Annotated in this window: 25 protein-coding genes; 6 read left to right on the forward strand and 19 right to left on the reverse strand. The window is 67.0% G+C overall.

Annotated features, from left to right (window positions below):
• Positions 1 to 62: 62 nt before the first annotated feature.
• A complete protein-coding gene (locus PI246_RS05280) occupies positions 63 to 2687 on the forward strand; it encodes a putative bifunctional diguanylate cyclase/phosphodiesterase (protein WP_320550268.1) in 2625 nt (874 codons plus the stop codon).
• Between the two features lie 43 nt (positions 2688 to 2730).
• On the opposite strand, the gene PI246_RS05285 is transcribed toward PI246_RS05280, so the two are convergent.
• The 6 genes from PI246_RS05285 to PI246_RS05310 form a co-directional block, all read right to left on the reverse strand.
• Complete coding sequence (locus PI246_RS05285) at positions 2731 to 3303, reverse strand: DUF4142 domain-containing protein (RefSeq protein WP_320550269.1); 573 nt, start codon at positions 3301 to 3303, stop codon at positions 2731 to 2733.
• A gap of 208 nt (positions 3304 to 3511) precedes the next feature.
• Entirely contained in the window at positions 3512 to 3820 is a 309-nt protein-coding gene (locus tag PI246_RS05290; protein WP_320550270.1) for a DUF3247 family protein, read from the reverse strand.
• A gap of 154 nt (positions 3821 to 3974) precedes the next feature.
• Positions 3975 to 4478: a YciE/YciF ferroxidase family protein gene (locus tag PI246_RS05295; protein ID WP_320550271.1), complete on the reverse strand. Its 504-nt coding sequence runs from the start codon at positions 4476 to 4478 to the stop codon at positions 3975 to 3977.
• A gap of 202 nt (positions 4479 to 4680) precedes the next feature.
• Complete coding sequence (locus tag PI246_RS05300) at positions 4681 to 5085, reverse strand: hypothetical protein (protein WP_320550272.1); 405 nt, start codon at positions 5083 to 5085, stop codon at positions 4681 to 4683.
• Between the two features lie 9 nt (positions 5086 to 5094).
• Complete coding sequence (locus tag PI246_RS05305; protein ID WP_320550273.1) at positions 5095 to 6258, reverse strand: zinc-dependent alcohol dehydrogenase; 1164 nt, start codon at positions 6256 to 6258, stop codon at positions 5095 to 5097.
• 87 nt (positions 6259 to 6345) lie between these two features.
• Positions 6346 to 6471: a hypothetical protein gene (locus PI246_RS05310; protein WP_320550274.1), complete on the reverse strand. Its 126-nt coding sequence runs from the start codon at positions 6469 to 6471 to the stop codon at positions 6346 to 6348.
• A gap of 200 nt (positions 6472 to 6671) precedes the next feature.
• Between PI246_RS05310 and PI246_RS05315 the strand changes: the two genes are divergently transcribed.
• Complete coding sequence (locus PI246_RS05315) at positions 6672 to 7217, forward strand: ester cyclase (RefSeq protein WP_320550275.1); 546 nt, start codon at positions 6672 to 6674, stop codon at positions 7215 to 7217.
• A gap of 47 nt (positions 7218 to 7264) precedes the next feature.
• On the opposite strand, the gene PI246_RS05320 is transcribed toward PI246_RS05315, so the two are convergent.
• A complete protein-coding gene (locus PI246_RS05320) occupies positions 7265 to 7774 on the reverse strand; it encodes a ferritin-like domain-containing protein (protein ID WP_320551193.1) in 510 nt (169 codons plus the stop codon).
• Positions 7775 to 7993: 219 nt separating this feature from the next.
• Here PI246_RS05320 and PI246_RS05325 point away from each other — a divergent pair, with 219 nt between their 5' ends.
• Positions 7994 to 8821, forward strand: coding sequence for an SDR family NAD(P)-dependent oxidoreductase (locus PI246_RS05325; RefSeq protein WP_320550276.1), 828 nt, complete (start codon positions 7994 to 7996; stop codon positions 8819 to 8821).
• Between the two features lie 231 nt (positions 8822 to 9052).
• Here PI246_RS05325 and sdhD read toward each other — a convergent pair whose 3' ends face one another.
• Entirely contained in the window at positions 9053 to 9442 is a 390-nt protein-coding gene (sdhD, locus tag PI246_RS05330) for a succinate dehydrogenase, hydrophobic membrane anchor protein (RefSeq protein ID WP_320550277.1), read from the reverse strand.
• Positions 9443 to 9527: 85 nt separating this feature from the next.
• Positions 9528 to 10001, reverse strand: a complete 474-nt coding sequence (locus tag PI246_RS05335; protein WP_320550278.1) for an Lrp/AsnC family transcriptional regulator — start codon at positions 9999 to 10001, stop codon at positions 9528 to 9530.
• A 165-nt stretch (positions 10002 to 10166) separates the two neighbouring features.
• Here PI246_RS05335 and ald point away from each other — a divergent pair, with 165 nt between their 5' ends.
• Positions 10167 to 11285 carry an alanine dehydrogenase gene (gene ald, locus PI246_RS05340; protein WP_320550279.1) on the forward strand — a complete coding sequence of 373 codons (1119 nt, stop codon included), beginning with the start codon at positions 10167 to 10169 and terminating at the stop codon, positions 11283 to 11285.
• Between the two features lie 134 nt (positions 11286 to 11419).
• On the opposite strand, the gene PI246_RS05345 is transcribed toward ald, so the two are convergent.
• The 10 genes from PI246_RS05345 to PI246_RS05390 all read right to left on the reverse strand — a co-directional run bounded on the left by PI246_RS05345 (position 11420) and on the right by PI246_RS05390 (position 21918).
• Positions 11420 to 12982, reverse strand: coding sequence for an ArnT family glycosyltransferase (locus PI246_RS05345; RefSeq protein ID WP_320550280.1), 1563 nt, complete (start codon positions 12980 to 12982; stop codon positions 11420 to 11422).
• Between the two features lie 281 nt (positions 12983 to 13263).
• Entirely contained in the window at positions 13264 to 13677 is a 414-nt protein-coding gene (locus PI246_RS05350) for a hypothetical protein (protein ID WP_320550281.1), read from the reverse strand.
• Between the two features lie 332 nt (positions 13678 to 14009).
• A complete protein-coding gene (gene truD / locus PI246_RS05355; RefSeq protein WP_320550282.1) occupies positions 14010 to 15026 on the reverse strand; it encodes a tRNA pseudouridine(13) synthase TruD in 1017 nt (338 codons plus the stop codon).
• A gap of 13 nt (positions 15027 to 15039) precedes the next feature.
• A complete protein-coding gene (mgtE, locus tag PI246_RS05360) occupies positions 15040 to 16464 on the reverse strand; it encodes a magnesium transporter (protein WP_320550283.1) in 1425 nt (474 codons plus the stop codon).
• Positions 16461 to 16937 (reverse strand): 2-C-methyl-D-erythritol 2,4-cyclodiphosphate synthase, encoded by a 477-nt coding sequence (gene ispF / locus PI246_RS05365; RefSeq protein WP_320550284.1) that lies wholly within the window; start codon positions 16935 to 16937, stop codon positions 16461 to 16463. The genes mgtE and ispF overlap by 4 nt, the downstream gene beginning before the upstream one ends.
• Positions 16934 to 17623, reverse strand: coding sequence for a 2-C-methyl-D-erythritol 4-phosphate cytidylyltransferase (gene ispD, locus PI246_RS05370; RefSeq protein ID WP_320550285.1), 690 nt, complete (start codon positions 17621 to 17623; stop codon positions 16934 to 16936). Before ispD ends, ispF begins: the two co-directional genes overlap by 4 nt.
• Positions 17623 to 17967, reverse strand: coding sequence for a cell division protein FtsB (gene ftsB / locus PI246_RS05375; protein ID WP_320550286.1), 345 nt, complete (start codon positions 17965 to 17967; stop codon positions 17623 to 17625). Before ftsB ends, ispD begins: the two co-directional genes overlap by 1 nt.
• A gap of 9 nt (positions 17968 to 17976) precedes the next feature.
• The gene (gene eno / locus PI246_RS05380; RefSeq protein WP_320550287.1) at positions 17977 to 19275 is read right to left on the reverse strand and encodes a phosphopyruvate hydratase; all 1299 of its coding nucleotides are present in this window, start codon (positions 19273 to 19275) and stop codon (positions 17977 to 17979) included.
• Positions 19276 to 19411: 136 nt separating this feature from the next.
• Positions 19412 to 20242 (reverse strand): 3-deoxy-8-phosphooctulonate synthase, encoded by an 831-nt coding sequence (gene kdsA / locus PI246_RS05385; RefSeq protein ID WP_320550288.1) that lies wholly within the window; start codon positions 20240 to 20242, stop codon positions 19412 to 19414.
• Positions 20239 to 21918, reverse strand: a complete 1680-nt coding sequence (locus tag PI246_RS05390) for a CTP synthase (protein WP_320550289.1) — start codon at positions 21916 to 21918, stop codon at positions 20239 to 20241. Before PI246_RS05390 ends, kdsA begins: the two co-directional genes overlap by 4 nt.
• Before the next feature lie 213 nt (positions 21919 to 22131).
• Here PI246_RS05390 and PI246_RS05395 point away from each other — a divergent pair, with 213 nt between their 5' ends.
• Together PI246_RS05395 and parE are read left to right on the forward strand one after the other, a co-directional pair.
• The gene (locus tag PI246_RS05395; RefSeq protein ID WP_320550290.1) at positions 22132 to 23940 is read left to right on the forward strand and encodes an aminopeptidase P family protein; all 1809 of its coding nucleotides are present in this window, start codon (positions 22132 to 22134) and stop codon (positions 23938 to 23940) included.
• 184 nt (positions 23941 to 24124) lie between these two features.
• Entirely contained in the window at positions 24125 to 26014 is a 1890-nt protein-coding gene (parE, locus tag PI246_RS05400; protein WP_320550291.1) for a DNA topoisomerase IV subunit B, read from the forward strand.
• Positions 26015 to 26046: the final 32 nt, after the last annotated feature.

A 26046-nucleotide genomic window follows, 5' to 3' on the forward strand; every position in this document is an offset into this window, starting at 1 on the left:
CGGTCGCCCACCGCGCTTTCACGCGCACGTTCTTGCCGCCCGGCACGCAGGTTGCTAGCTTCGTGGACAGCGCCGTCCACGACAGGGGTTTCATGGGCCAGGGGTCACCCGAGCATTCGACGCGGCACATCCGTCTGGTCGGAGGCTTCCTCGCATTCGTCTTCGGCATGTCCCTGCTCTTCATCGTCGAGACCGACCACCAGCGTCGTGTGGAAGGCGCGCAGGCGCAGAACCAGGCGTTCGCCGACGAGGGGCAACGCATCCTCGGCGCCCAGTTGCTGAACCTGGAGCGGGCCATGAACGGCATCGCGGCGGACAGCGCGTCGCCGGATGGCACCGTGCCGAGCGACGTCGCCGCGGAACTCGTTCGGCACATCGCGGGGGTGGCCGAACGTCGAAGCGAACTGGCCGACCTGCTGCTGGTGGATGCGTCCGGCGCGCCGCTTACGCCCGGCGAAGGGGACCCCAGCCTGCCCCGGTGGTTCGATGCCACCAACCCGGGGCACCTTCGCCTGGGCAAGCTCGAACGCCGCCACGGCCGGTGGATGCTCCCTCTGGCCGTCGCGGCCCCCGGCGGCAACCGCGTGTTCGCCCGGCTCCGGCAGGAGGATCTACAGGACGTCGTCGAACACCTGCCGGCCGGCGCCGACGCCATCGCCGCCATCACCGATCGCTACGGCATCGTGCTGGCGCGCACTGGCGACGTACCCGACGCGATCGGCCAGCCTGCCGAGCTTCTCCTGCGGCACGCCGGCGCACCCGGCGAGCGCGTATCCGGCCGTATCGGCGGGGTCGAGCGGATGATCGCCGTCGGCCAACCCGAGCACTATCCGCTGTGGGTCGGCGTCGGCGTCACCACCGCCAGCGTGCTGGGCCCGTGGTATCGCTTCACCGTCCTCAGCGCCCTGCTCTACCTGCTTTATTGCCTGGGCTTCGGCTACATGTTCCGCCGCCTGCGGGTCAGTGACCGGGCGCAACAGGCTTATGTGAGCGATCTCACCTCCGCCACCACGCGGCTGGCCGACGCGGAACAGCGCTTCCGTCTCATCTTCGACAAGAGCCCCATTCCGTTCTGGGTATACGACACCACCACGCTGGTGTTTCTCGAGGTCAACGAGGCCGCGGTCCGTTCGTATGGCTACGCGCGCGACGAATTCCTCGCCATGCGGATCACCGACATCCGAGACGCCCATGATGCCGACGAACTGATCCGCGTGGTGGCTTCCGTACGCGCCGGCGACGAAGGGCAGCCCGACCGGGTATGGATCCACCGGCGCAAGGACGGCAGCACGCTCGACGTGCGCCTGCACGCGGTCAGCCTCGACTTCGCAGGGCATGCCGCGCGGCTGGTGTTGGCCGAGGACATCACGGACAGCCTGCGCACGGAACGCGCCCTCACCTATCGCGCCACGCACGATGTCATCACCGGCCTGCCCAATACCGAAGCGCTGGTGGACTACCTCGATCAGGGAATGGGTCGCGACGCCTGGTACGAGGTGGTCTACGTGCACTTGCGCGGCATCGACCACGTGACCGACACCTTCGGCCTCGATGCCGGCCGCGGCGTACTGCGTGCCGTGGCGTCGCGGTTCGGCCGCCTCGCCGGCGTGCGCGGCATGGTCGCGCACCGCCCCGGCGAACGTTTTCTCGTCGCCATCACCGACCCCGCCAGCCACGACGCGACGATGAGTGCGCTGCTCGATGCCGTCACCGAACCTGTCGCGGTCAACGACGCCCTGCATACGCTGGACCCCCAGATCGGCCTGGCACGCCACCCCGCCGACGGCGCCGATGCCGGCCAGGTCATTGCCAATGCCGCCCTCGCGGCGCATTTCAAGCACGTCGACGATGACCCGGGCAAGGTGCAGGTCTACGACCGCCTGATGGCCCAGCGCTCGATGGAACGACTGACGATGGCCTCGCGGATGCGACAGGCGATCGAGCGGGGCGAATTGACGGTGCATTACCAGCCGATCGTGGACGCCCGCGACGGCCAGATCCGCTCGCTGGAAGCCCTCGTTCGCTGGCCGCAGGCCGACGGCGGATCGATCGCCCCCGACGCGTTCATCCCCCTGTGCGAAGAAACGGGACTGATCGTTCCGTTGGGCCACTGGGCCTTCGGCACGGCCGCGCGTGCGCATGCGGCGCTGACCGCGGCGGGCCACGGGCACCTATCGATCGCGGTCAATGTGTCGGCGGTGCAGTTCCGCCGCACCGACGTGGCTGCCGAGGTGCGGTCAGCCTCCTTGGCCCATGGATTGCCGTCGCACGCGTTACAGGTCGAGCTGACCGAAAGCAGCCTTATGGAGCCCGGCTACGCGCTGGCCGCACTCACGCGCCTCAACGAACAAGGCACCCGCGTATCCCTCGATGATTTTGGCACGGGATTTTCGAGCCTGTCTTACCTGCGTGACCTGCCGATCGACGCGCTCAAGATAGATCGATCATTCATCGTCGGCCTGGGCGTCGACGAGCGGGCGGCGTCGATCTGCCGTTCGATCATCACGCTGGCACGCACACTGGACATGGCCGTCGTAGCAGAGGGCGTCGAGCGCGAGCGCCAACGCAGCTGGTTGAGGGACAACGGTTGCGACCGTATCCAGGGCTATTTCGTCAAAGCGGCGATGCCGCTGAACGACCTGCTCGCGTACCTCGCCGCCGGGCAGCCCAATCACTTGCTGACCTGAGCGAACGGAGCGGACACCCACGGTACCGGTGTCCGCACGTTTACTACCGGTAGCCCTTGCCGTCGGGAAGCTGCTTTGCCATCTCCAGGTGATGCCGGAGGGTGGGCAGCGTCTGGGTCGCAAAGGCCTTCAGTTCGGTGTCGTCACCGCTGCTGGCTTCTTTTTCGAACAGGGCCACCGCCTTTTCATGGTCCATCACCATGCGCTTCTTGAAATCCTTGTCGAAGTCGGCGCCGGATTTCTGCTGCATCTTCGCCGCCGCGCTGGTGTCCGCGGGCAGCGGCTGCTGCGACACGGGCACGCCCTTCCGGGATGCGATGGCGATGAGCTGCTGGTTGGCCGCGGTATGGTCCGCCACCATCCGCTGGCCAAAATCCTTCACCGCCGACGAGCCCCCTTGCGCGGCACCCATCTTGCCGAGCGCGACTTCGGCCAGCCCGGACGCACTCGCCATCTTGACGAACGTCGCATCGGGCTTGTCGGAGCCCGGCGGATGCGTAGCGGCGCCAATGGACGTGGACGATTGGGCGTTCGGGGTGTCCTGCGCAACGATGGCGGTCGCGGTGCCCAGGGAGAGCGAGGCGACGATCAGGCAGGACGAAAGACGTGGGCGCATGGTCATATCTCCAGGGTATGAGGCGATCAGCGTGTCGCGCATCGCGTGACCACGCTGTCGCCGCGGACGATGAATGGCTTCACCAAGCTATCCCGGGCGCCCGCGAAGGTCGCGACCCGCCGATGCGAACGGCGTGAACCCCGGCAGGTCACGCCAGGCCGCGTGGCGGTCATGACACCCTCGCGCCGAGGCGCCGGCCGCGATACCTTCAGGCCTTCGTCGCACCCATCGTCACCGAATCCAGGTGTTCCACGCGCGCGATGTCGCCCAGCCACACGATGCCGCTCCACCCCGGTTGGACAGGCGCCTCCAGCTTGACCGTGCCATTGATGCCCTGGTCGCCGTCCTGACCATGGAACACCTGCACCGTCGGGGTGACCATCACGATGCCCTCCACGACGTGGCCGTCGACCAGGTGGATGCGAACGTGCGCGTTGATGGCCAGTTCGTTGACCCATCGCTCGATGCGGGCGATATCGTCCGGCCGGGTGAATACGATGCGTGCCGTGCGTCCCATCGTCGTCTCTCGTGGTTGGATAGTGGGTCCGTGGCGAGGTCGGTACCCTCTCGTGAAAGACGTCTGCCCATGCAGCGTGACGCGCCTGGATAGATGCCGCTCCCGTGCACCCGGAGGCACCGCGTGGCGCGGCGCCTCCGGCGAACGCCGTTGGTCAGCCCGCCGACGCCTCCGCGGCACGCTGGTTGCCCGCCTGCTCGGCAAGCAGGCTCAGCTTCTCATCGGTCGCTTTCTCTTCCTTCAGCGTCGCTTGCAGCAGAGGCAGGGCATCCCTGTAGCCCAACTGCTTGGCGATGGCCGACAAGGTGCCGTAGGCGGCAATTTCGTAATGCTCGACCTTCTGCGCACCGCCGATCAGGGCGGCATCTCGCAGCGGGCCCGCTTCGATGGAATCGATCACGTCCTTGCCCTCCTCGACCAAGCCCTCCATCGCCACGCACTTCACGCGCTTGAGCCGGATGTCGAGTGCCTCGACGATCTGGTCGATGCGCTCGACCTGTCCCTGCGTTTCTTCCAGGTGTGCCTCGAACGCCTTTTTGAGTTCAGGCAGCTGCGCGGCGCGGGCGAGCTTGGGCAACACACGGGTGAGCTGCTTCTCAGCGCTGTAGATATCGGACAGTTCGTGAATGAAAAGATCGTCGATCGACGTGATCGCCATGGAAAGTCTCCGTTCGCGTGGGTAAGGCGACGAGACTAGGCGCGGGGATGTGGCCCGGCGACACGCGGGCCGTGAAAACGCGAACACGAATCCCAACGGGACGTCCGTCGATGCCCGGCGACGGCGTCCGCAGGCAACCCCGGATCCACGACCACTAAGCGGACGGGTCGACAGGCAACCCAGGTCATGGACGCGCATGCCTTTACGGCCATCGGCGAACCAGCCACGCACCGAGGAGCGTCGCGCCGGCGATGGCGGCCACCGAACGAACGCGGGGCGATCTCCGCGCATCGGAGACAACCCCCTCGACGGCGTCGACACGATCGGCGAAGAGCAGCATCAACCAGTGACGCAGGTCGTTTTCGCTGTGACGGAAGGCACGCCGGCGTATCCAGCCGCTGACGCCGCGCGGGGGTACGCTCGTGCCGAAGACCGGGGGCATGCGCAGGTGCTCGGTGGACTTTAGAATTTCCACACGCATCGGCTGAGGCGGCGGGTCGTCCCAGTGCACGCCTTCCAGGCGGGGGGGCGTGCGTTCCATGGGTACGGCGGGGCGGTTCGCGCGGTCCAGGTCGGCGCCCCAGCCGGGGATGTCGGGTCGGTTCATGGCGTATCCTCAGGCAGTGACGCGGTCGGCGCCGGGCGGAATCAGCACGGTCTTGATGCACTCGTCCTTCTTGCCCGAGAACATCTCGTAGGCGTCGCTGACCTCTTCCAGCGGCACGCGGTGGGTAATGATCTCGCGCGGATTGAGGCGTCCGGCCTGGATGTGTTCGATCAGCCTCGGCAGGTGGCGCTTCACGCTGGCCTGGTTCATGCGTAACGTCAGGCCCTTGTTGAGCGCATTGCCGATGGGCACGGCGTTGAACGTGGGGCCATACACGCCCACGATCGACACGTTGCCGCCTTTACGCACCGAATTGATGGCCCAGTGCAGCACCGTGGCCGCACCGGCCTGAAGCTTCATCGTGATGCCGGTCAGGCGTTGCATGGCACTGCCGGATGCCTCGCAGCCCACCGCGTCGATGCAGACGTCCGCCCCGCGGCCTTCGGTCATCTTCTTGATGTGGATGGCCATGTCACCGACGGAGCGGAAATCGATCACCTCGCACTGGGCGTAGCGGCGCACGAAATCGAGCCGATAATCGACTTCATCGACGACGATCACCCGCCCCGCGCCCATCAGCCACGCGCATCGCGCGGCCATGATACCGACCGGCCCGGCACCGAAAACCACGACCGTGTCGTTCTCGCGGATGTCGCCCATTTCCGCCGCCTGATAACCCGTGGGCACGACATCGGTCAGCAGCACCGCGTCTTCGATATGCATCTGGGAGGGTATAACGGTGGGTCCGATATCGGCGAAGGGCACGCGCACGTATTCGGCCTGGCCGCCATCGTAGCCGCCGGTGGTGTGCGAGTAGCCGTAGATGCCGCCGACAGCGGTCGCCTCCGGATTCACGTTATGGCAGTTGCTGTAAAGCTCGCGCTGGCAGAAGTAGCAGGTGCCACAGAAGATATTGAACGGCACCAGCACACGGTCGCCGACCTTGAGCCGCTGCACGCCAACGCCCACGTCGACGATTTCGCCGACGAACTCGTGCCCGAAGATGGATCCGACGCGCGTATCCGGTACGAGGCCGTGGTAGAGATGAAGATCCGACCCGCAGATGCACGAGCGCAAGACCTTCACGATGGCATCGAAGGGATGCTCGATCACGGGATCGGGAACGTGACGGGCGCTGACCTTGTAAGGACGGCGATAGGTGGTCGCTAGCATCGCGAACTCCATGACGAGGGGGCGTGGACCATCCTTTCGCGGATGGCGTCATGGTTTCGGCAACCGCGCGTGTCCGACCGAGAACGATCACGTCATGAGATACGCCACGAGCGCGATGACATCCAGCGCGACGATGACGACGAGCGCGACCACGCCGATGCGGTAGAGCACGGTTCGGCCCACGGCGGAAACGGTGGAATGGGATGTCGACATGGTGTCCTCCTGTGCGAACGAACAGACGCATGACATCGAACCACGCGTCGTGGACACGTCGTCAGGGCATGCCGTTTTACGGATGCCCACTGCCCGACCTTCGGGGCGGGGGATCATCGAGACGATTATCAACGCACCAGGAATAGAACCTATCCTGGCGGGTGGATGTTCGGGTCCAGACAGCGATGTAGATTGGCGCCATGAAAAAACACGCTCTCACCACCCTGCTCTGCCTGTCCGTGGCCGGTACGGCCTCGGCCGCACATGTCGACGACGACATGGCACTGGCCTTGGCCGCACCCAGGGAACGGATCGTCGACCACAGCCTGAGTACGTCGGCCGTGCGGGCACGGGTCGAACCCGCGACGGCGTTCTACGGCTTCTGGAACAACGGCAGCCAGGCATTGCTTGACCGCGCGATCTCCCCCGGCTTCGTTGACCATACCCTGCCACCCGGACGTCCCCAGGGCCCCAGCGGTCCCGCCGCCGCGTCAAAGGCTTTCCTCGCGGCGGTCCCCGACCTCAAGGTAACCGTAACCCAGCAACTGGTGGTCGGCGACCGCGTGGTCAGCCACCTGGACATGGCAGGGCACTTCACCGGCACGTTCCAGGAACGCCAGGGACACGGGGAAACCATCCACTTCTTCGCGACCGATATCGTCAAGGTGACCAACGGGCGCATTACCGACAACTGGCACCTGGAAGATAACCTGACGTTACTCAAGCAACTGGGTGTCTACCGATAAGCAGGGACGCTCCGGCACCGACGCGTTCCGGTGCCGACGTGACCTGCTCAACGCTTGGCTTCGACGCCGTCGGTCGCATCACGAGCGAGAAACGACTTAACGAGTGAAGGCAGGCTGGTGAGCACCCACTCCGCCATCGCCTCTTCCTGCGGCAGGATCTGTTCGCAGACACGCTTGGTTTCGAGATCACCGCAGGCTTCGGCGGCGGCAATCAATGTCGTGTAGGTGGCGATCTCCAGGTTTTCGAACACGTAGCTGGCGATGGCCCCCTTGACGATCTCATCCGAGTTCATGGCGCCACCGGCGGCCTGACCGAAGGCCATGACCTGCCCCATCATGTCCTTCATGGCGGACGTCGTGCCGCCGAGGCGTTCAATGCATCCTTTCACCCGATCCTGCTGACCCAGGGTCTCCTGCAGGTGGGACTCGATCCGCGCCTTCACGTCGGGGTAGTGCTCGATGCGCTTGGCCTGCGCACGCAGCATCTGCTCCGCCTGCTGTTCCATGGCATGGGCGTTGCGCAGCCAGTCGAGCAGGTTTTCGGTCTCTTTCGTCATCGGAACATCCTCGTGGATTGACTCGATGCCATGGTGGGCACGCGGGCGCGCGCGAGGGGTGACGTCCTGCGCGAGGTGCCGCGAGATTGCTGAACGACCATGACGCGGCAAGGTGACTCCGCAAGGCGTGCGGGTCGCCCCTGACGTTCACGTGCCCCATGCCGCGAAGTCACGGCAGTGCACCTACCCTCGCCCCAGGCCTGATCAAAGGAGCTGCGCATGACCGTCGAAACCGTTCTCGTCACCGGTGCCAGCAGCGGCATCGGCCTGCACCTCGCCCACCGCTTCGCGGCGGAAGGGCATCCGCTGTTCCTGGTCGCGCCCGAGGAAACCGAGCTGGACGAGGTCGCATGGACTATCCAGCAACGTCACGCGGTTGAGGTCACGCCGATCGCCGCCGACCTGGAGGACCGTGACAGTTTCGAGGCGATCTCGCACGCGCTGTCGGGTCGTACCGTCGACATCCTGGTGAATAACGCGGGCCATGGTTTTCGTGGCAACTACGCGGACGTGCCGCTCGCGACCCACCTGTCGATGCTGCGCCTGAACGTCGAGGCCGTGCTCCGGATGACCTCGCTCATCCTGCCGGCGATGGTCGCCCGAGGCAGCGGAAGGCTACTCAACACCGCCTCCATCGCCGGTTTCGAACCCGGCCCCACGATGTCCGTCTACCACGCGAGCAAGGCCTTCGTGCTGTCATGGAGCGAAGCGATCGCAACCGAACTGGAAGGCTCCGGAGTGACCGTCACAGCGCTGTGTCCCGGCCCGACGGATACGGATTTCTTCCCCAAGGGCGACATCGGGGAGAGCGTCGCTTTTCAGAAAGGTCACCTCATGGATCCGGAAGAGGTCGCCGACGAGGGCTATCGTGCGCTCATGAAAGGCGAGCGCATCGTGGTGCCAGGTGCCGTGAACAAGGCGCTCGTGTTTTCGCGCCGCTTCATGTCGGAGCATGCGCAGAGCAAGCTCAACCAGAAGATGTACGAGGACGTCGATACGCATCGACGCGACCGGGGTGACAAGGAATCGACGCCGGGCACCCGTTAGGTTCGTGCATCTGGTGCATCGCCGACGCAACGGCGTCGACGATCAATGACGCCGTTCGGCATGCATCCGGTGTTCGCAGGCCTCGTGTCCGCACTCGCAACGGGAGTGATCCGTGGTCGAAGCGTTTTCCTCGCATCATCGGCTGCATAAGCGGCCACCGTCGGGCACCGTGCATTCGCGTGCGGCATGACCGCACCGGTAGCCGTTGTCGCTCATGGATGTCTCCTCGTGTCAGCGGGCCAGGGCCAGCCGGATGACCGACAGCAGCGCCATCGCAGTGATGACCAACAGGGCGAAGCGCGTGACGATCACGCTCCAGAAGAGCAGCCAGTGCGTCTGGATGTAATCCTCGTAGATGTTGCGAAGGCCCAGTTCGGTGTGCCAGGCGACCAGCACCACGAACACGGCCATCAGGGTCGCGTTCGCCGGATGGCCAAGGCTGTGGCGGATGCTCGCGTAGTCGCCGTGCATCAACGACAGCACGAGCACCACGAACCACACGCTCAGCGCAGCCAGGACGATCGATGTGAATTGCATCGCCATCCAGGCGGCCGCCCCGGATTTCGCGGAGCCGATGTTCCGTGCCCGCTTGAGCGGGTTGCGCAGGTCAGACGTGGTCATGGGGGCCCTCCTGTGGCCATCGTCGCCCCACGGCGCTCACGGCCGGAGAATCGGGCCATGAATGGGCCTTCACCAATCCCAACGGCTAAACCGGCAGCGCGGTGGTTTTCTTCACCGTGCGCAGCGCCAGGGTCGACTGCACGCGCACCACTCCCGGCAGTTGGGTCAGGATTTCGGTGTGGATGCGCTCGAAGTCCGCCGCGTCCGCGTAGACCACACGCACCATGTAATCAGCCGCGCCCGCGAGCAGACAGCACTCGGTGACCTCCGGGTGGTCGTGGATCGCCGTCTCGAACGCGTCCAGCGCCGCCCGCCCCTGCTGGTCGAGGGTGACCAGCACGAAGGCCGTGCCAGGCAGTCCCGCCGTCTTCTCGTCCAGCAGCATCACGTACCGGGCGATCAGGCCGCGGTCTTCGAGCAGCTTCACCCGGCGCAGGCAGGCCGACGGCGAGAGATTGATCTGCGCCGCCAGTTCGAGATTGGTGAGGCGACCGTCCTCCTGGAGCAGGCGCACGATGGCGCGATCACGGTCGTCGAGATTTGGATCGTGGCTTGGCATGAAATTTCACCAGTGATAGGGGTAACCGCCAGATATTCGAACAAGGCTGCGCCATCGATGATAAATCGGCGACCTATTGCAGGGAAGTTCGCTCATAATGCGCCGTTGGCAGCGCCCGCCCGGGCCGCTCGCCCATCCCCCCGCCCTACCGAAGAGAATTCGTCGATGCGCATCGGTGTACCCAAGGAAATCAAGAACCACGAATACCGCGTGGGCCTCATCCCGTCCTCCGTGCAGGAGCTGGTTCACCACGGGCACCAGGTGATGGTGCAGGCCGGTGCCGGCGTGGGCGCGGGCATCGCTGACGCCGACTACGTCGCCGCGGGCGCCACCATCGTCGACTCGGCCGACCAGGTGTTTGCGGACGCCGACATGATCGTGAAGGTGAAAGAGCCCCTCGCCGTCGAGCGCAAGAAGCTCCGCAAGGGCCAGATCCTGTTCACCTACCTCCACCTCGCCCCGGACCTGGAGCAGACCCGCGACCTGATCGACTCGGGCGCCGTCTGCATCGCGTACGAAACCGTCACCTCCGGCAACGGTTCGCTGCCGCTGCTGACCCCGATGTCCGAGGTCGCCGGCCGTCTTGCCCCGCAGGTGGGAGCCCACTCGCTGGAGAAGGCCCAGGGCGGTCGCGGCGTGCTGCTCGGCGGCGTACCCGGCGTGCCGGCCGCCGAAGTGGTGATCCTCGGCGGTGGCGTGTCGGGTACCCATGCGGCGACCATCGCCGTGGGCATGGGTGCCAAGGTGACCGTCGTCGACCGCTCGGCCGATGCGCTCAAGCGCCTCGCCGCGCAGTTCGGCACCTCGATCTCCACCGTGTTCTCCACGCGTGCCGCCATCGAAGAACTGGTGCGTCGCGCCGACCTCCTGATCGGCACCGTGCTGGTGCCGGGCGCCGCCGCACCCAAGCTCGTCACCCACGACATGGTGCGCACGATGAAGCCGGGCTCGGTCATCGTCGACGTCGCCATCGACCAGGGCGGCTGCGTGGAAACCTCGCACGCCACCACCCACGCCGATCCCACCTATGTCGTCGACGGCGTGGTGCACTACTGCGTCGCGAACATGCCGGGCGCCGTTGCCCGCACGTCGACCTTCGCGCTCAACAACGTCACCCTGCCCTACACGCTGGCGCTGGCCAACCAGGGCTGGAAGAAGGCGCTCGCGCAGGATGCCCACCTTCGCAACGGCCTCAACGTGTGCGAAGGCAAGGTCACCTGCGAGCCGGTGGCCCAGGCGCACGACCTGCCGTACGTGAAGGCCGAGACCTTCCTCGGTCAGTAAGCGTCGCCACGGGACGACGAAAAGGCCCGGGCCCGTCGCCCGGGCCTTTTTCGTTGGACGTCCGAGGGGCTAAGCGACCTGCGTTGCCCTGTATGTCCCCCTCGGCACCGGAGCGACAATGCACGGAGCCACCGTCAGGGGCGCGAGGTCAACGAGGCGGACGTCGCCAGTCCCTCCCAGCCATCCACCAGATCGATGGCGGGCGACACGAAGGCGGGTCTCGGGCCATGCGTGGCGTGCAGGAGCAGCATGCCGCGAGGATGCTGCCGTGCCCACGCCACCGGATCGTCTGTCACCGGCAGCGGCCGGGGCAGCCGCGCGAGGTAGCCGATCATGCCCGGCTCGTCGGCGGTCATCGCCACGGGCACGCCACGCCGCTGGAGATCGCCAACGAGGTGGGCCAGTCCCGCCGGGTCCAGCCCAGCCTCGAGCCGCGTGCCGACGAGCAGCACGAGCGAGACCGCCAACAGCGTCGAGGCCGACGACGTCACGACAAGGTGGCCCTGCGCGTCCCGTCTACCGAAACGGCGCAGCACCGCCCCGCCCACCGCCAGCGCCCCAAGGCCCCACGCCGCGGACGCGTAGACCGACGCCGACAGCGGCGCAGCCGTCGCCAACGGCCACATCCATGCCAGGGCGATCACGACGATCGCCACCGCGACGCGTCCCGGTGACAACAGCGATACCGGGCCACGGAGCATCGCCGTCGTGAACAGCGCCACCCCGGGAAGCAACGGGATCAGGTAATGCACCTGCTTGCCGCTGACCAGCGAAAACGCGACGAACGCCGGCACGCTGGCCGCCAGGCCGATCCGTCCGAGCGGCGCGGCCATCGCGTCGCGAACGTGCACGCCGCGCCAGCGTAACCACAGCGGCCAGGGAAGCAACACCAGCGGCAACAAAGGCACATACCAATACAGCGGGCGGCGGTGGGCATAGCTCTCCGCGACACGGCCGACCGATTGCCGCGCCAGGGTGTCCAACACAGGCACGCCATGGAACCGCGCCGCGCTCTCGTAAGCCCACCAGGCAAGCGGCGCCGCCGCCAGAAGCATCACCGCCACCACGCCCAGTGCGAACTGCCACGGATGGTCGACCGGTTTGCGATGCCACCAAGGCAACAAGGCGAGCGGAAACAGCACATGCAGGAAGAACACCGGCCCCTTGCTCAACAACCCGAGTGCCGCGGCCGCGAAGAGCAGCAGCGGCCCGACAGCATCCCGCCGGCCAAGCCAGACGACCACGGCGTACAACGCCAGCACCACGAAGAAGGACAGCGCGCCATCGAACATGATGACGCTGCCGAAGGTGCCGAAAATCAGGACCGGCGCAAGTAGCCATCCCGCACCACGACGGGCGCCGTCGTCCTGCACGCGCCCGGCGAGCGCACCCAGCAACGCGACGGTGCCGGCCGCGAATGCGACGTCGACCAGGCGAGCGGCCCACGTGGCGACGCCGAACAGCGCCCAACTCGCGTTGATCAACCAGAAGAGCAGCGGGGTCTTGTCCATGTAGGGCTGGCCGTTCAAGGTCAGTCCGATGAGATCGCCGCTCTGGCGCATTTCCCAGGCAATGGTGAGATACCGCGTTTCGTCGATCGGGACCGGCGGCAGCAGGCAGGCCGGCACCAGCCAGCACAGCAGCAGGCACCAGGGGTGTTCGGCGATCCATCGAAAGCAACGGGCGGCGTGCGACATGCGCGCAGCGTAGGAGCGCTCGCTTAAAGATTCCTTACACCTGAGGTGCCGTCTTTTCGGCGCCGGGCAATGTATCGGGTGTATGACACGCGGTTGACGGAGCGATGTCGCGATACGCAGCGAACCGTCATGCGACGTGCCCCGCGGCGCGTGTGCGACCCGCGTCGGTGATGGTGTGTGACGAGACCACGACCGAGCGCCGCGTGCTGGCGCCCGACCGACATCGATGCGCAAGGATGGCGCCGATCGTCGGGCACGCGTCGCGCGTCGCGCGACGATGCCTACTGCACGTCGGCCACGTCGCGAACGGAATAGACGTCGATCACGTAGGGCGCCTGGGCATTGCCTGTCGGGTGGAAGCGGCCGAACACCGTCGCCTGCGCTCGGGCACCGCTGGACGACATCGCCCGGCGGAACGACAGCACATCACGCTTGCGGTCGCTATCGCTCTCGTCCTGCATGTTCAACCCGATACTGCCCTGGCAGCCGCTGTCGCTCAACGAGGCGACCTTGCCCGCGGACGACGCCACCGCGCGTACGGTCACCGTGGTATCGACGTAGCGATCGGCCGTGCCGAGGATGGTGCAGATGGTGTCCGGCGGAGGACCGTCGGCCTTGCGTGCGTCCGCCGGACCGGCAATCAGCGCCAGCGCGAGAGCGGCCCCCGCCGCCCCCAGAGAAAGATGCTTCTTCATGGTGCCCCCTTGTTCCGTAGACACGGACGACGCCGCCGCCGTGGCGGGGCAAGAACACCGCGAATGCCGCGCCGCGTCAATAAGAAAATTGCCGATTCCGCACGGAACGACGATTGCCGGGTCGGCCAAAGGGCGGGTCCGTCACGACCGGCCCCACCCCGTCGGTCGCCACGAACGTGCCCCGCCAGGGTGGGAAGCGAACCGTGTCCGCGAACCCTCAGGGCGTCACGGTGCGAAGGAGGCCTTCTCGCCATGGCGCGGGAATCCGGCGCCACCGGATCGCCCGCAGGGTGGCTCCTGCCTCGCTGATGTGGATCTTGCCGGCACCCCGCCTACGGCTCGGTGACGAGTTCGCGGATGACGGTGGTGGCGTAGGCGCCTGCGGGGAGTGCAAACGCGACCTCGAGCGCACCATCGTCGTGCCAGCGCCAGGTCAGCTCCGTTGGGCGCAGGCGAAGCGCGCGACGCTCCTGGTCCATCCGCGCTCCGGCCAGGCCCTCCGCGAGATCGGCGTCACGCGCGGCCACGGTCCGCTCCAGTTCGCCCGCGTCGCCACCGGCAGGCGTGTCGCCCTGCCCCCATAGCGGCCCCGTGGGGTGGATGTCGAACCGGGCCAACCGGTCGGCCAGCGTCGCATCGAACGGCTCCGGACCGAACCACGAGCGGGAGCCGTCGAGCCCCCAGATGTCGCCGTCCATCGCGGCGTCCCACGACCCGGCGCGAACGCGCTCGGCCAGCACGCCATTGAAGACATGCGAGCGCGCCGCGGACAACAGGATGGATCGCTTGTCGCGGTCGACGCGGCGTCCCTTGAACATCGCGCGGGCCTGCTCGACGTTGCGGCCGCCAAGGCCGAAGCGCTGCTCGCCGAAATAATTGGGCACGCCCCGTGCGGCGATCGCGGTCAGCCGCGCCTCCGCGTCGGCACGGTCGCCTTCGACATCGCGCAGCACCAGCACGAAGCGATTACCTCGCAAGGCCCCTCGCTTGATCTTGCGCGAATGCCGACCCAACGGGGTAATGACCACCTCGGCATGCGGAAACGCCGACCAATCCGGGTCGGCCTTGCCCGGCAACTGCACCGTAAACACCTGGCGCGTGACCGCGTGGCGGTCCTTCATCCCCGCATAGCCCACGTTCAACGGCGGCACGCCCGCGAACTTCGCCACCTCGCGCGCCACCCAGTCGGTGTTCGCGCCGCGCTTTTCAACCATCACGAAGGCATGTTCACCGGCACCGTCCGGCTCGTAGCCGAGGATCTCGTCCACCCGGAAGTCGTCCGGCGTGGCGCGCAGGCGGGCGCGCAGCGGCGGCGCGCCGAAAGCATGGGGAAGCAGGTCGTCGGTCATTGCGTGAGAGCCTTTACAGCAGGAACAGCGTCGCCAGTCCCAGGAAAATGAAAAAGCCACCGCTGTCGGTTACCGCGGTGATCAGCACGCTGGAGCCCAGCGCGGGGTCGCGCCCCATCCGGGTCATGAGCATCGGAATGCCCACGCCCATGAAAGCGGCAAGCAACAGGTTGAGCGTCATCGCCGCGGTCATCACCAGGCCCAGCGACACGCTGCCGTAGAGCAGCCAGGCGACCACGCCGATCGCGCCGCCCCAGACCAGTCCGTTGAACAGCGAGACGGCCAGTTCCTTTCGCCACAGGCGGGTCACCTGGGATACGCCGACCTGTTCCAGTGCCATGGCGCGCACGATCATGGTGATGGTCTGGTTGCCCGAGTTGCCGCCGATGCCCGCGACGATAGGCATCAGCGCGGCCAGCGCCACGAGTTTTTCGATGGAATGCTCGAACAGGCCGATGACGCGCGAGGCGATGAAGGCGGTGACGAGATTGATCGCCAGCCAGGCCCAGCGGTTGCGCACCGACTTCCATACCGACGCGAAGATGTCTTCTTCCTCGCGCAGGCCGCCACGCGACAAGGCTTCGGTCTCGCCTTCCTCACGGATGAGGTCGATCATCGCGTCGACCGCGATGCGCCCGATCAGGCGCATGTGGCCGTCGACGACAGGCGCGGTGACGAGGTCGTAGCGCTCGAAGGCCTGGGCCACGTCGTACGCGTCGTCTTCGGGATGGAAGGTATTCACGTCGGGGGCCATGATCTCGTGGACCATCCGGTCCGGCGAATTCACCAGCAGCCAATGCAGCGGCAGTACGCCGGTCAGCACGTGGTCGGCGTTGACCACGAAGAGTTTGTCGGTCTGCGCGGGCAATTCGTCGAAACGGCGCAGGTAGCGAAGCACCACCTCCAGACGGATGTCCTCGCGGATGGTGACCATGTCGAAGTCCATCAGCGAACCGACCTGGTCGTCCGCGTAGGACAGGGCCGCCTGCACGCGCTCGCGTTCCTGCGCGTCGAGGCTGGCCATGAGCTCGGGCAGCACCTCGGTGGGCAGGTCGTCGACGAGGTCGGCGATTTCCTCCGCATCCAGGGGCTCGACGGCCGCGAGGATTTCGCGGTCGTCCATGTCGGCGATCAGCGACTCGCGGACGGAGTCGGAGACCTCAAGCAGAATCTCGCCGTCGCGGTCAGAGCGGACGCGCTGCCAGACGGCGAGACGGTCCTCCAGCGGAAGGGACTCCAGCAGGTCGGCCAGATCGGCGGGATGCAGCTCGTCGAGCCGCCCCTGAAGCTCGGCCTCGATGGTATTCAGCGCGGCACCGTCGTCATCGTGCACGTCGCGATCCGGATCCAGCCGATCATGGCGCTGGCGGAGCAGCGCGTGGATCGTTTCCAGCCTGTCGGACAGGCGGGACGCCGGCCGGACCTCGGCCTCGCTCACGCGCGTTGCACCAGCACGGTGGCCAGGGCCGCGATGCCTTCGCGCCGCCCGGTGAATCCGAGCGTTTCGGTCGTGGTGGCCTTGATGCTGATCCGGTCGATGTCGACGCCGAGATCGGCGGCGATGACCTCGCGCATGACCTGCGCGTGCGGATTCACCTTGGGCGACTCGCAGATCACCGTGATGTCGGCGTTGCCCAGCGCGTAACCCCGCTCGCTCAGCATATCGCGCACCGCGCGGACGAAGCGGCGACTGTCCGCGTCGCGCCAGGCGTCGTCGCTGGGCGGGAAATGCTTGCCGATGTCACCCAGCGCGAGCGACCCCAACAAGGCGTCGCATAACGCGTGCAGCACCACGTCGCCGTCCGAATGCGCCAGCACGCCTTGGGCATGGGCGATCCGCACGCCGCCGAGCATGACGTGGTCACCCGGCCCGAAGGCATGCACGTCGAAGCCCTGGCCGATCCGTATCATCGTGTTCTCCCGATCAGGAACTCGGCCAGCGCGAAATCCGCGGGCGTCGTGACCTTGATGTTGTCTTCCGAGCCTTCGACAAGCAGCGGCGCCACGCCGACCCGCTCCATCGCCATCGCTTCGTCGCTGACGACGATACCCGCGTCGGCGGCAAGGGCGAGTGCACGCGCGAGCGCGTCGCGTCGGAACATCTGCGGCGTGAACGCCCGCCAGCGCCCTTCGCGCGGCTCGGTCGCCACGCTGTGGCCCGACGCGCCCGCCCGTTTGAGCGTGTCGCGCAGCGGTGCCCCGAGCAGGCCACCCTCGCCCGCGCCGGCCAGATCGATGAGACGGCTGATGTCATCGCCCCGTACACAAGGGCGCGCGGCGTCGTGCACCAGCACGAAATCGCCCGGACCCACGCTATCCGGCAACGCATGCAGCCCGGCCAGCACGGAATGACTGCGCTCGCTGCCGCCCGTCGCGGTAAGCAACGGCTTGCCGTGCACCTGCGCGACGGAGGCGAAATGGGTATCGTCGGGGGAGATCACCACCATCAGCCCGGCGATGCGCGGATGCGCCGCGAGCCGCTCAAGCGTGTGTTCGATAAGCGGGCGCCCCGCGACGCACTGGTATTGCTTCGGCCGGTCGCCGCCGGCCCGGACGCCCTTGCCGGCGGCCGGTAAGACGCACCACAGCGCATCCATCACTGGCCGCCGGGGCCAACGGGCGGCGGAGGCGGGGGCGCGCTGGCCGCGGCCCCCGGCTCCACCACCTGATAGAACGTTTCGCCCGGCTTGATCAGGCCGAGCTCCTGGCGCGCGCGTGCTTCCGTGGCCTGCTCACCGTGCTTGAGGTCTTCCACGTCGGCGGCAAGCGCCTGGTTGCGCGTCTGCAGGCCCGCGTTTTCGTCGGTCTGTTTCTTGACCGCCGCGCGCAGGGACTCGACCTCGGCCATCCCCCCACCGCCGACCCACAGTTTCAGCTGCAGCGCGATGAGGATGATGACCAGGATCAGCCCGGCCCAACGCAGGAGTGCGGCGTTGCTCACTGACCGCCTTTAGCCGGGGAGCTTGGAGAGGTTGGGAAAGGCATCGCGACCGGCGTACTTCGCCTTGGCGCCGAGGGCTTCCTCGATGCGCAGCAGCTGGTTGTACTTGGCCACGCGGTCGGTGCGGCAAAGCGAACCGGTCTTGATCTGCGTCGCGGTGGTGGCCACGGCGATATCGGCGATGGTGGTGTCTTCGGTTTCGCCCGAGCGGTGCGAGACGATCGCCGCGTACTTGGCGCGGTCGGCCATCGCGATGGCTTCGAGCGTCTCGGACAGCGTGCCGATCTGGTTGACCTTGATGAGAATGGCGTTGGCGATCTTGCGGTCGATGCCTTGCTGGAAGATCTTCGGGTTGGTCACGAAGAGATCGTCGCCGACGAGCTGGATACCGCCGTCGACCACCTTGGTGAGGTGCGCCCAGCCGTCCCAGTCGCCTTCGGCCATGCCGTCCTCGATCGTGACGATCGGGTACTGCTTCGCCCACGAGGCGAGCGTGTCCACCCACTGCTCCGGCGTGAAGACCTTGCCCTCGCCTTCCAGATCGTACTTGCCGCCCTTGAAGAACTCCGAACTGGCCACGTCGAGACCGAGCAGGATATCGGCGCCGACCTTGAAGCCGGCTTTGCCGACGGCTTCGAGGATCGTGTCGAGCGCTTCGACGTTGGACTTGAGGTTCGGGGCGAAACCGCCCTCGTCGCCCACCGCGGTGTTCAGGCCGCGGCCCTTCAGCACGGACTTGAGGGCGTGGAAGATTTCCGCGCCGTAGCGCAGCGCCTCGGCGAAGCTCGGCGCGCCGACCGGCAACACCATGAATTCCTGCACGTCGACATTGTTATCGGCGTGGGCGCCGCCGTTGATGATATTCATCATCGGCACGGGCAGCGAGCCACCGCCGTCGACCATGAGGTATTGCCACAGCGCCTGTTTCCTGGAGGCGGCGACGGCGTGCGCCGCGGCCATGGAAACGCCGAGCAACGCGTTCGCGCCGAGCTTGCCCTTGTTGTCGGTGCCGTCGAGGGCGATCAGCGCGTCGTCGAGACCCTTCTGGTCGGCGGCATCATGGCCGGCAAGCGCCTTGGCGATCGCGGCGTTGACGTTCTCGACCGCCTTTTTCACGCCCTTGCCGCCGTAGCGGCCCTTGTCGCCGTCGCGCAGTTCGACCGCTTCACGCGTGCCGGTGGACGCGCCGCTGGGCACGGCCGCGCGGCCGAACGAACCGTCGGCGAGGGTGACCTCGGCTTCGAGGGTGGGATTGCCGCGCGAGTCGAGGATTTCGCGGGCGTGGATATGGGTGATCGAGGTGGTCATGCGCTTCCCGTAACGAGTTGGAATGACGGAACACGACCGCGGCGCGCCAGGGCGCGCCGCGGTCGATATGCAAAGGCGAATATAAGACGAGGCGACGCGCGCGGGCCAGTCGGACGGTGCGCGTGCGCCCGCATCGTCAGGCGTGCTTCTCGAAACCGCGACGCTTCACGGCCTGGTCGATGTCCATGAGGGTCTCGAGCAGGCCTTCCATCTGGTCGAGCGGCCATGCGTTGGGGCCATCGCTGAGCGCCTTGGCGGGCTCGGGATGGGTTTCGGCGAAGAGGCCGGCGATGCCGACGGCCATGGCCGCGCGGGCCAGCACCGGCACGAACTCGCGCTGGCCGCCCGAACTGGTGCCCTGACCGCCCGGCAACTGCACCGAGTGGGTGGCGTCGAAGACCACGGGGCAACCGGTCTCACGCATCACCGCGAGCGACCGCATGTCGGAAACCAGGTTGTTGTAGCCGAAGCTGGCGCCGCGCTCGCAGACCATGATGTCGCGGTTGCCCACGTCGAACGCCTTCTGGACGACGTTTTTCATGTCCCACGGGGCGAGGAACTGGCCCTTCTTGATGTTCACCGGCTTGCCGGCGCGGGCCACGTTCTGGATGAAGTCGGTCTGGCGGGCGAGGAACGCCGGGGTCTGCAGCACGTCGACCACGGCAGCCACCTCGTTCATCGGCGTGTATTCGTGCACGTCGGTGAGCACCGGCACGCCGATCTGCCTCTTCACCGCGTCGAGCACCTTGAGGCCTTCTTCCATGCCCGGGCCACGGAAGCTCGCGCCGGACGACCGGTTGGCCTTGTCGAAACTCGACTTGAAGACGAAGGGGATGCCCAGGCGATCGGTGATCTCCTTCAGGCGGCCCGCGACGTCAAGCTGCAACTGCATCGATTCGATGACGCAGGGCCCGGCGATCAGGAAGAACGGCTGGTCGAGACCGACCTCGAAACCACACAGCTTCATGCGATGGACTCCTGCGAGCGCGCGGCCAGGGGCTCGCCCTCGCGCACGGCCTTGTATTCGCGCGCGGCGCGCACGAAGCCGATGAACAGCGGGTGCCCCTCACGCGGGGTGGAGGTGAACTCCGGATGCGCCTGGCAACCGAGGAACCACGGGTGGACCTGGCGCGGCAGTTCGACGATTTCGACGAGGAGGTCGTCCATCGACTTGCCCGAGATCACCAGGCCGCGGTCCTCGAAAGGCTGGCGGTAGCGATTGTTGAACTCGTAGCGGTGGCGGTGGCGCTCGCGCACCACGTCTTCGCCGTAGAGTTCGCGCGCCAGGGTGCCGGCCTTGAGGCGGCACTCCTGCGAACCCAGGCGCATGGTGCCGCCGAGGTCGGAGCGCTCGCTGCGGGTTTCCACCTCGCCGGTGGCGGTGGTCCACTCGGTGATGAGGGCGATGACCGGGTCGGGCGTGTTGCGGTCGTTTTCGCTGGAGTCGGCCTGCGGCAGGCCGGCGATGTTGCGCGCGAATTCCACCACCGCCGCGTGCATGCCGTAGCAGATGCCGAAGTACGGCACGCCGTTCTCGCGCGCGAACTGGGCGGCGAGAATCTTGCCCTCGAAGCCGCGCTTGCCGAAGCCCCCCGGCACGAGGATCGCATCGGCGCCGCCGAGCACGGCGCGGGCACCGCGGGCCTCCACCTCTTCGGAATCGACCCATTCGAGGTTGACCCGGGTGGACTGCTTGATGCCGCCGTGGCGCAACGCTTCGCCCAGCGACTTGTAGGCGTCCTTGTGTTCGACATATTTGCCGACGATGGCGACCGTGATCTCGTCGCGTGGGCGCTCCACGGCTTCGACGGTGCGGATCCAGCTGGACAGGTCGGCCGGGCCCGCGTCGAGCCCCAGACGCTTGATGACGAGGTCGTCCAGGCCCTGCTCATGCAGCCACATCGGCAGCTTGTAGATGACGTCGACGTCGATCGTGCTGATGACGGCGTTCTTCGGCACGTTGGTGAACAGCGCGATCTTGTGGCGCTCGCCGTCGGGCAACGGCTCTTCGCAACGGCAGAGCAGCACGTCGGGCTGGATACCGATGGAGCGCAGCTCCTTCACCGAATGCTGGGTGGGCTTGGTCTTGATCTCGCCCGCGGCCTTGATGAAAGGCACGAGGGTGAGATGCACGAACACGCACTTCTCGGGGCCGTGCTCGATGCGCAGCTGGCGAATGGCCTCCAGGAACGGCAGCGACTCGATGTCGCCCACGGTGCCGCCGATCTCGACCAGGGCCACGTCGAAGCCGCGGGTGGCCTCGTGGATAGCGTGCTTGATCTCGTCGGTGATGTGCGGAATCACCTGCACGGTGGCGCCGAGGTAATCGCCGCGACGCTCCTTGCGGATCACCGACTCGTAGATCTTGCCGGTGGTGATGGAATTCTTGCCGGTGAGGCGCGTGCGGACGAAGCGCTCGTAGTGGCCCAGGTCGAGGTCGGTCTCGGCACCGTCGTCGGTGACGTACACCTCGCCGTGCTGGAAAGGACTCATGGTGCCCGGATCCACGTTGATGTAGGGATCGAGCTTCATCATGGTGACCGAAAGACCGCGCGCCTCGAGAATGGACGCAAGCGACGCCGCTGCGATGCCTTTCCCGAGGGAAGACACCACACCGCCGGTGACGAAAATCAGGGGAGTCATGCGAGCAGCCAGTGCTGGAAATTTGTATTTTACCCGAGTGCGCGACGTGTCGCGAGAGGTGGTTTTTTTTAGGGGTTGGCGATGGGAAGTGGGGGCGCACGTCCCGGCGCCCGGTCGCCATGGGCCCACCAGGACGCCGCCGACGCCTTTGGCCGTCCGCCAGGAAGTGTGCCCCCACTTCCCATCTCCCGTCCCCCGTCGCACCATGCCCGCATGACCCCGACTCCCCCCTCCCCCATCCCCGCCCGCCTCCAGGCCCTGCGCGCCGCCATGGCCCGCGAGGGCGTCACCGCCGTGATCGTGCCCAGCGCCGACCCGCACCTGTCCGAATACCTGCCCCCGCGCTGGCAGGCGCGCGAATGGTTTTCCGGCTTCACCGGCTCGGCCGGCACGCTGGTGGTGACCGCCACCGGTGGCGGCCTGTGGACGGATTCACGGTATTTCGCGCAGGCCGAGACCGAACTGGCCGGCAGCGGGCTGCCGTTGATGAAGCTGAACGTGCCGCACACGCCCGAGCACGTGGCGTGGCTGGTCGAACGCCTGGGCGACGGCGACGTGGTGGCCGTGGCGGGCGACAGCCTGTCGTTGGCCGGTGCCGAAAGCCTGACCGAGCGCCTGCGGCCGACCGGCGCCCGGCTGCGCACCGATCTCGACCTTCCGCACGCCGCCTGGGCCGAGCGCCCGGCCCGGCCGCAGTCGGCGATCTACGCGCACCCCGGCCCGTTCGCCAGCGTCGGACGTGACGAAAAGCTGGGCCACGTGCGTCAGGCCATGACGCGGGCCGGCGCCACGCATCATTTGCTCTCCAGCCTCGACGACATCGCCTGGCTCACCAACCTGCGCGGCGCGGATGTCGACTACAACCCGGTCTTTCTCGCGCACCTGCTCGTCGCGACCGACCAGGCCACGCTTTTCGTCGATGCCACGCGCATCCCCGCCGAGGTCAAGGCCGCCCTGGCCGCGGACGGCATCGCCATCGCCGACTACGGCACCGCCGCGTCCGCGCTGGCGGCGCTACCGGACGACGCCGTGTTGATGATCGACCCGGCCCGGGTCGTGGTGTCGGTCATGGAAGGACTGCCCGAGGCGGTGAAGCGGTTGCATGCCGCCGCGCCGTCCACGGCGCGCAAGGCACGCAAGACGGCCGGGGAACTCGATCACATCCGCGAGGTGATGCGCCGCGACGGCGCGGCGCTGGCGCGCGCCTTCCGCCGCATCGAAATGGGCCTCGCCGCCGGCGAGGCGCTGAGCGAACTCGATGTCGACACGTTTCTTCGCGAGGCACGCGCCGCCCAGGCCGGCTTCGTGGGCGAGAGTTTTTCCACCATCGCGGGCTACCAGGCCAACGGTGCCCTGCCGCATTACCGCGCCACCGAGGCCGGGTTCAGCCCGTTGGCGGCGCAGGGGCTACTGCTCGTCGACTCCGGCGGCCAATACCTGGGCGGTACCACCGACATCACCCGCGTGCTGGCTCTGGGCCCGGTGACCGACGAGCAGCGCCGCGACGCCACGCTCGTCCTCAAAGGCATGATCGCCCTGTCGCGCGCCCGCTTCCCCGCCGGGGCGAGCGGTCCGCAACTCGACGCGCTGGCCCGCGCACCGCTGTGGGCCGCGGGCATGGACTTCGGCCACGGCACCGGCCATGGGGTGGGCTATTTCCTTAACGTGCACGAAGGCCCGCACGGCATTCGGCCGCCCCGCGCCGGTGGCGATCTCGTGCCGTTGGAGACCGGCATGATCACCTCAATCGAGCCCGGCCTGTACAAGCCCGGCCGGCACGGCATCCGCCACGAGAACCTCGCTGTGGTGGTGCAGGCGGACACGACCGAATTCGGCGAGTTCATGGCCTTCGAGACCCTCACTCTATGCCCGTTCGATCGCCGCGCGCTGGATCCGCGGCTGCTGGAGCCCTCCGAGCGGGCATGGCTCGACGACTATCACGCCACGGTGCGGGCCGCTTTGTCGCCATTGCTGGGGGGAGACGACCGGGCGTGGCTCGAATGGCATTGCGCCCCGCTGTGACCGGCGTCCACCCTTTAGGGTGGAGGGCCGCCCGGCGCGACGCCGCGGCGACCGGAGGGCGGACGCCGGATCGGCGAATAGCGACCGCCTCAGCGTCTCAGCGACTGATACCGCCACCTGCAAGGCTTGACCACCCGACGGGCGAAAGCCCATCCTGCCCGGCTACGAACGACCTGCCAGACGCATGAACACTCGCTATAACGCCTCAGACATCGAAGTCCTCAGCGGCCTTGATCCGGTCAAGCGCCGCCCCGGCATGTACACCGACACCGCCCGCCCGAACCACCTGGCGCAGGAAGTGATCGACAACTCGGTCGATGAAGCCCTCGCCGGCCATGCGAAGACCATCGAGGTCACCGTCTTCAACGATGGCTCGGTCGAGGTGACCGACGACGGTCGCGGCATGCCGGTGGACATCCATCCTGAAGAGAAAGTGCCCGGCGTGGAACTGATCCTCACGCGCCTGCACGCCGGCGGCAAGTTCTCCAACAAGAACTACGCGTTCTCCGGCGGCCTGCACGGCGTGGGCGTCTCGGTGGTCAATGCGCTGTCCACGCGGGTGGACGTCACCATCCGTCGCGACGGCCAGGAATACCGCATGCGCTTCGCCGACGGCGACCGTGCAAGCGATCTCGAGGTGATCGGCACGGTGCCGAAGAAGAAGACCGGCACCACGCTGCGCTTCTGGCCCGACCCGAAATACTTCGATACGCCGAAGATCCTCGTCTCCCGACTCAAGCACCTGCTGCGCGCCAAGGCCGTGCTCTGCGCCGGCCTCACGGTGCGACTGCTCGACGAATCCACGGGCGAAACCACCGAGTGGTACTTCGAAGACGGCCTGCCCGATTACCTGCGCGGCGAGCTCCAGGGTGCCGAAGCCCTGCCGGCCGACCTCTTCGTGAAGCATTTCGCCCGCGACACGGATGCGCTGGATGTCGCGCTCGCGTGGCTGCCCGAGGGTGAGCTGGTGCAGGAGAGCTACGTCAACCTGATCCCCACGGCACAGGGCGGCACCCACGTGAACGGCCTGCGCTCGGGCCTCACCAATGCCATCCGCGAGTTCTGCGACCTGCGCAACCTGCTGCCGCGCGGCGTCAAGCTGGCACCGGAAGACGTATGGGAGCGCCTCTCGTTCGTGCTCAGCATCAAGCTGCAGGACGCCCAGTTCGCCGGCCAGACCAAAGAGCGCCTGTCCTCGCGCAACGCCGCCGGCGTGGTCGAAGGCGTGATCCACGACGCCTTCAGCCTGTGGCTCAACCAGCACGTCGACCTCGGCGAGAAGATCGCCCAACTCGCCATCGAGCGCGCCAGCGCGCGCCTGAAGGCCGCCAAGCAGGTGGTGCGCAAGAAGATCACCCAGGGCCCCGCCCTGCCCGGCAAGCTCGCCGACTGCGCCGCCACGGACCTGACCCGCACCGAGCTTTTCCTGGTCGAGGGCGACTCGGCCGGCGGTTCGGCCAAGCAGGCCCGCGACAAGGATTTCCAGGCGATCCTCCCGCTGCGCGGCAAGATCCTCAACACCTGGGAGGTCGAGTCCGGCGCCGTGCTCGCCTCGCAGGAGGTGCACGATCTCGCAGTCGCGATCGGCTGCGACCCGGGCAAGGACGACCTCTCCGGGCTGCGTTACGGCAAGGTCGTGATCCTCGCCGACGCCGACTCCGACGGCCTGCATATCGCGACGTTGCTCACGGCGTTGTTCCTGCGCCACTTCCCCGCCCTGGTGCGGGAGGGCCATGTGTTTGTGGCCATGCCGCCGCTGTTCCGCGTCGACGTGGGCAAGCAGGTGTTCTACTGCCTCGACGAGGAAGAAAAACGCCTGATGCTCGACAAGGTCGAACGCGAAAAGATGAAGGGCGCGGTCTCAGTCACACGCTTCAAGGGCCTGGGTGAGATGAATCCCTCGCAGTTGCGCGAATCGACGATCCATCCGGACACGCGCCGCCTCGTGCAGCTCACGGTCGACGTCGACGACGGCACACAGAAGCTCATGGACATGCTTCTGGCGAAAAAACGCGCCAGCGATCGTAAGCAGTGGCTCGAGGAAAAAGGCGACCTCGCCACACTCGAGGTGTAACGACACAGCCCGGCCGTGGCCAGGCTGTGTCG

Source organism: Luteibacter sahnii (assembly GCF_034063545.1).
GTDB classification, from domain to species: Bacteria; Pseudomonadota; Gammaproteobacteria; order Xanthomonadales; family Rhodanobacteraceae; genus Luteibacter; species Luteibacter sahnii.

What these genes read in the sequence shown, in the direction of transcription:
- PI246_RS05335 (WP_320550278.1), bottom strand. Translation starts at nt 10,001, where the DNA reads ATGCCAAGCCACGATCCAAATCTCGACGACCGTGATCGCGCCATCGTG.
- PI246_RS05390 (WP_320550289.1), bottom strand. Translation starts at nt 21,918, where the DNA reads ATGACTCCCCTGATTTTCGTCACCGGCGGTGTGGTGTCTTCCCTCGGG.
- PI246_RS05285 (WP_320550269.1), bottom strand. Translation starts at nt 3,303, where the DNA reads ATGCGCCCACGTCTTTCGTCCTGCCTGATCGTCGCCTCGCTCTCCCTG.
- PI246_RS05325 (WP_320550276.1), top strand. Translation starts at nt 7,994, where the DNA reads ATGACCGTCGAAACCGTTCTCGTCACCGGTGCCAGCAGCGGCATCGGC.
- parE (WP_320550291.1), top strand. Translation starts at nt 24,125, where the DNA reads ATGAACACTCGCTATAACGCCTCAGACATCGAAGTCCTCAGCGGCCTT.
- PI246_RS05295 (WP_320550271.1), bottom strand. Translation starts at nt 4,478, where the DNA reads ATGGCGATCACGTCGATCGACGATCTTTTCATTCACGAACTGTCCGAT.
- PI246_RS05300 (WP_320550272.1), bottom strand. Translation starts at nt 5,085, where the DNA reads ATGAACCGACCCGACATCCCCGGCTGGGGCGCCGACCTGGACCGCGCG.
- ispF (WP_320550284.1), bottom strand. Translation starts at nt 16,937, where the DNA reads ATGATACGGATCGGCCAGGGCTTCGACGTGCATGCCTTCGGGCCGGGT.
- PI246_RS05305 (WP_320550273.1), bottom strand. Translation starts at nt 6,258, where the DNA reads ATGCTAGCGACCACCTATCGCCGTCCTTACAAGGTCAGCGCCCGTCAC.
- PI246_RS05350 (WP_320550281.1), bottom strand. Translation starts at nt 13,677, where the DNA reads ATGAAGAAGCATCTTTCTCTGGGGGCGGCGGGGGCCGCTCTCGCGCTG.
- sdhD (WP_320550277.1), bottom strand. Translation starts at nt 9,442, where the DNA reads ATGACCACGTCTGACCTGCGCAACCCGCTCAAGCGGGCACGGAACATC.
- kdsA (WP_320550288.1), bottom strand. Translation starts at nt 20,242, where the DNA reads ATGAAGCTGTGTGGTTTCGAGGTCGGTCTCGACCAGCCGTTCTTCCTG.
- ald (WP_320550279.1), top strand. Translation starts at nt 10,167, where the DNA reads ATGCGCATCGGTGTACCCAAGGAAATCAAGAACCACGAATACCGCGTG.
- truD (WP_320550282.1), bottom strand. Translation starts at nt 15,026, where the DNA reads ATGACCGACGACCTGCTTCCCCATGCTTTCGGCGCGCCGCCGCTGCGC.
- PI246_RS05395 (WP_320550290.1), top strand. Translation starts at nt 22,132, where the DNA reads ATGACCCCGACTCCCCCCTCCCCCATCCCCGCCCGCCTCCAGGCCCTG.
- PI246_RS05290 (WP_320550270.1), bottom strand. Translation starts at nt 3,820, where the DNA reads ATGGGACGCACGGCACGCATCGTATTCACCCGGCCGGACGATATCGCC.
- PI246_RS05310 (WP_320550274.1), bottom strand. Translation starts at nt 6,471, where the DNA reads ATGTCGACATCCCATTCCACCGTTTCCGCCGTGGGCCGAACCGTGCTC.
- ispD (WP_320550285.1), bottom strand. Translation starts at nt 17,623, where the DNA reads ATGGATGCGCTGTGGTGCGTCTTACCGGCCGCCGGCAAGGGCGTCCGG.
- eno (WP_320550287.1), bottom strand. Translation starts at nt 19,275, where the DNA reads ATGACCACCTCGATCACCCATATCCACGCCCGCGAAATCCTCGACTCG.
- PI246_RS05320 (WP_320551193.1), bottom strand. Translation starts at nt 7,774, where the DNA reads ATGACGAAAGAGACCGAAAACCTGCTCGACTGGCTGCGCAACGCCCAT.
- PI246_RS05315 (WP_320550275.1), top strand. Translation starts at nt 6,672, where the DNA reads ATGAAAAAACACGCTCTCACCACCCTGCTCTGCCTGTCCGTGGCCGGT.
- PI246_RS05345 (WP_320550280.1), bottom strand. Translation starts at nt 12,982, where the DNA reads ATGTCGCACGCCGCCCGTTGCTTTCGATGGATCGCCGAACACCCCTGG.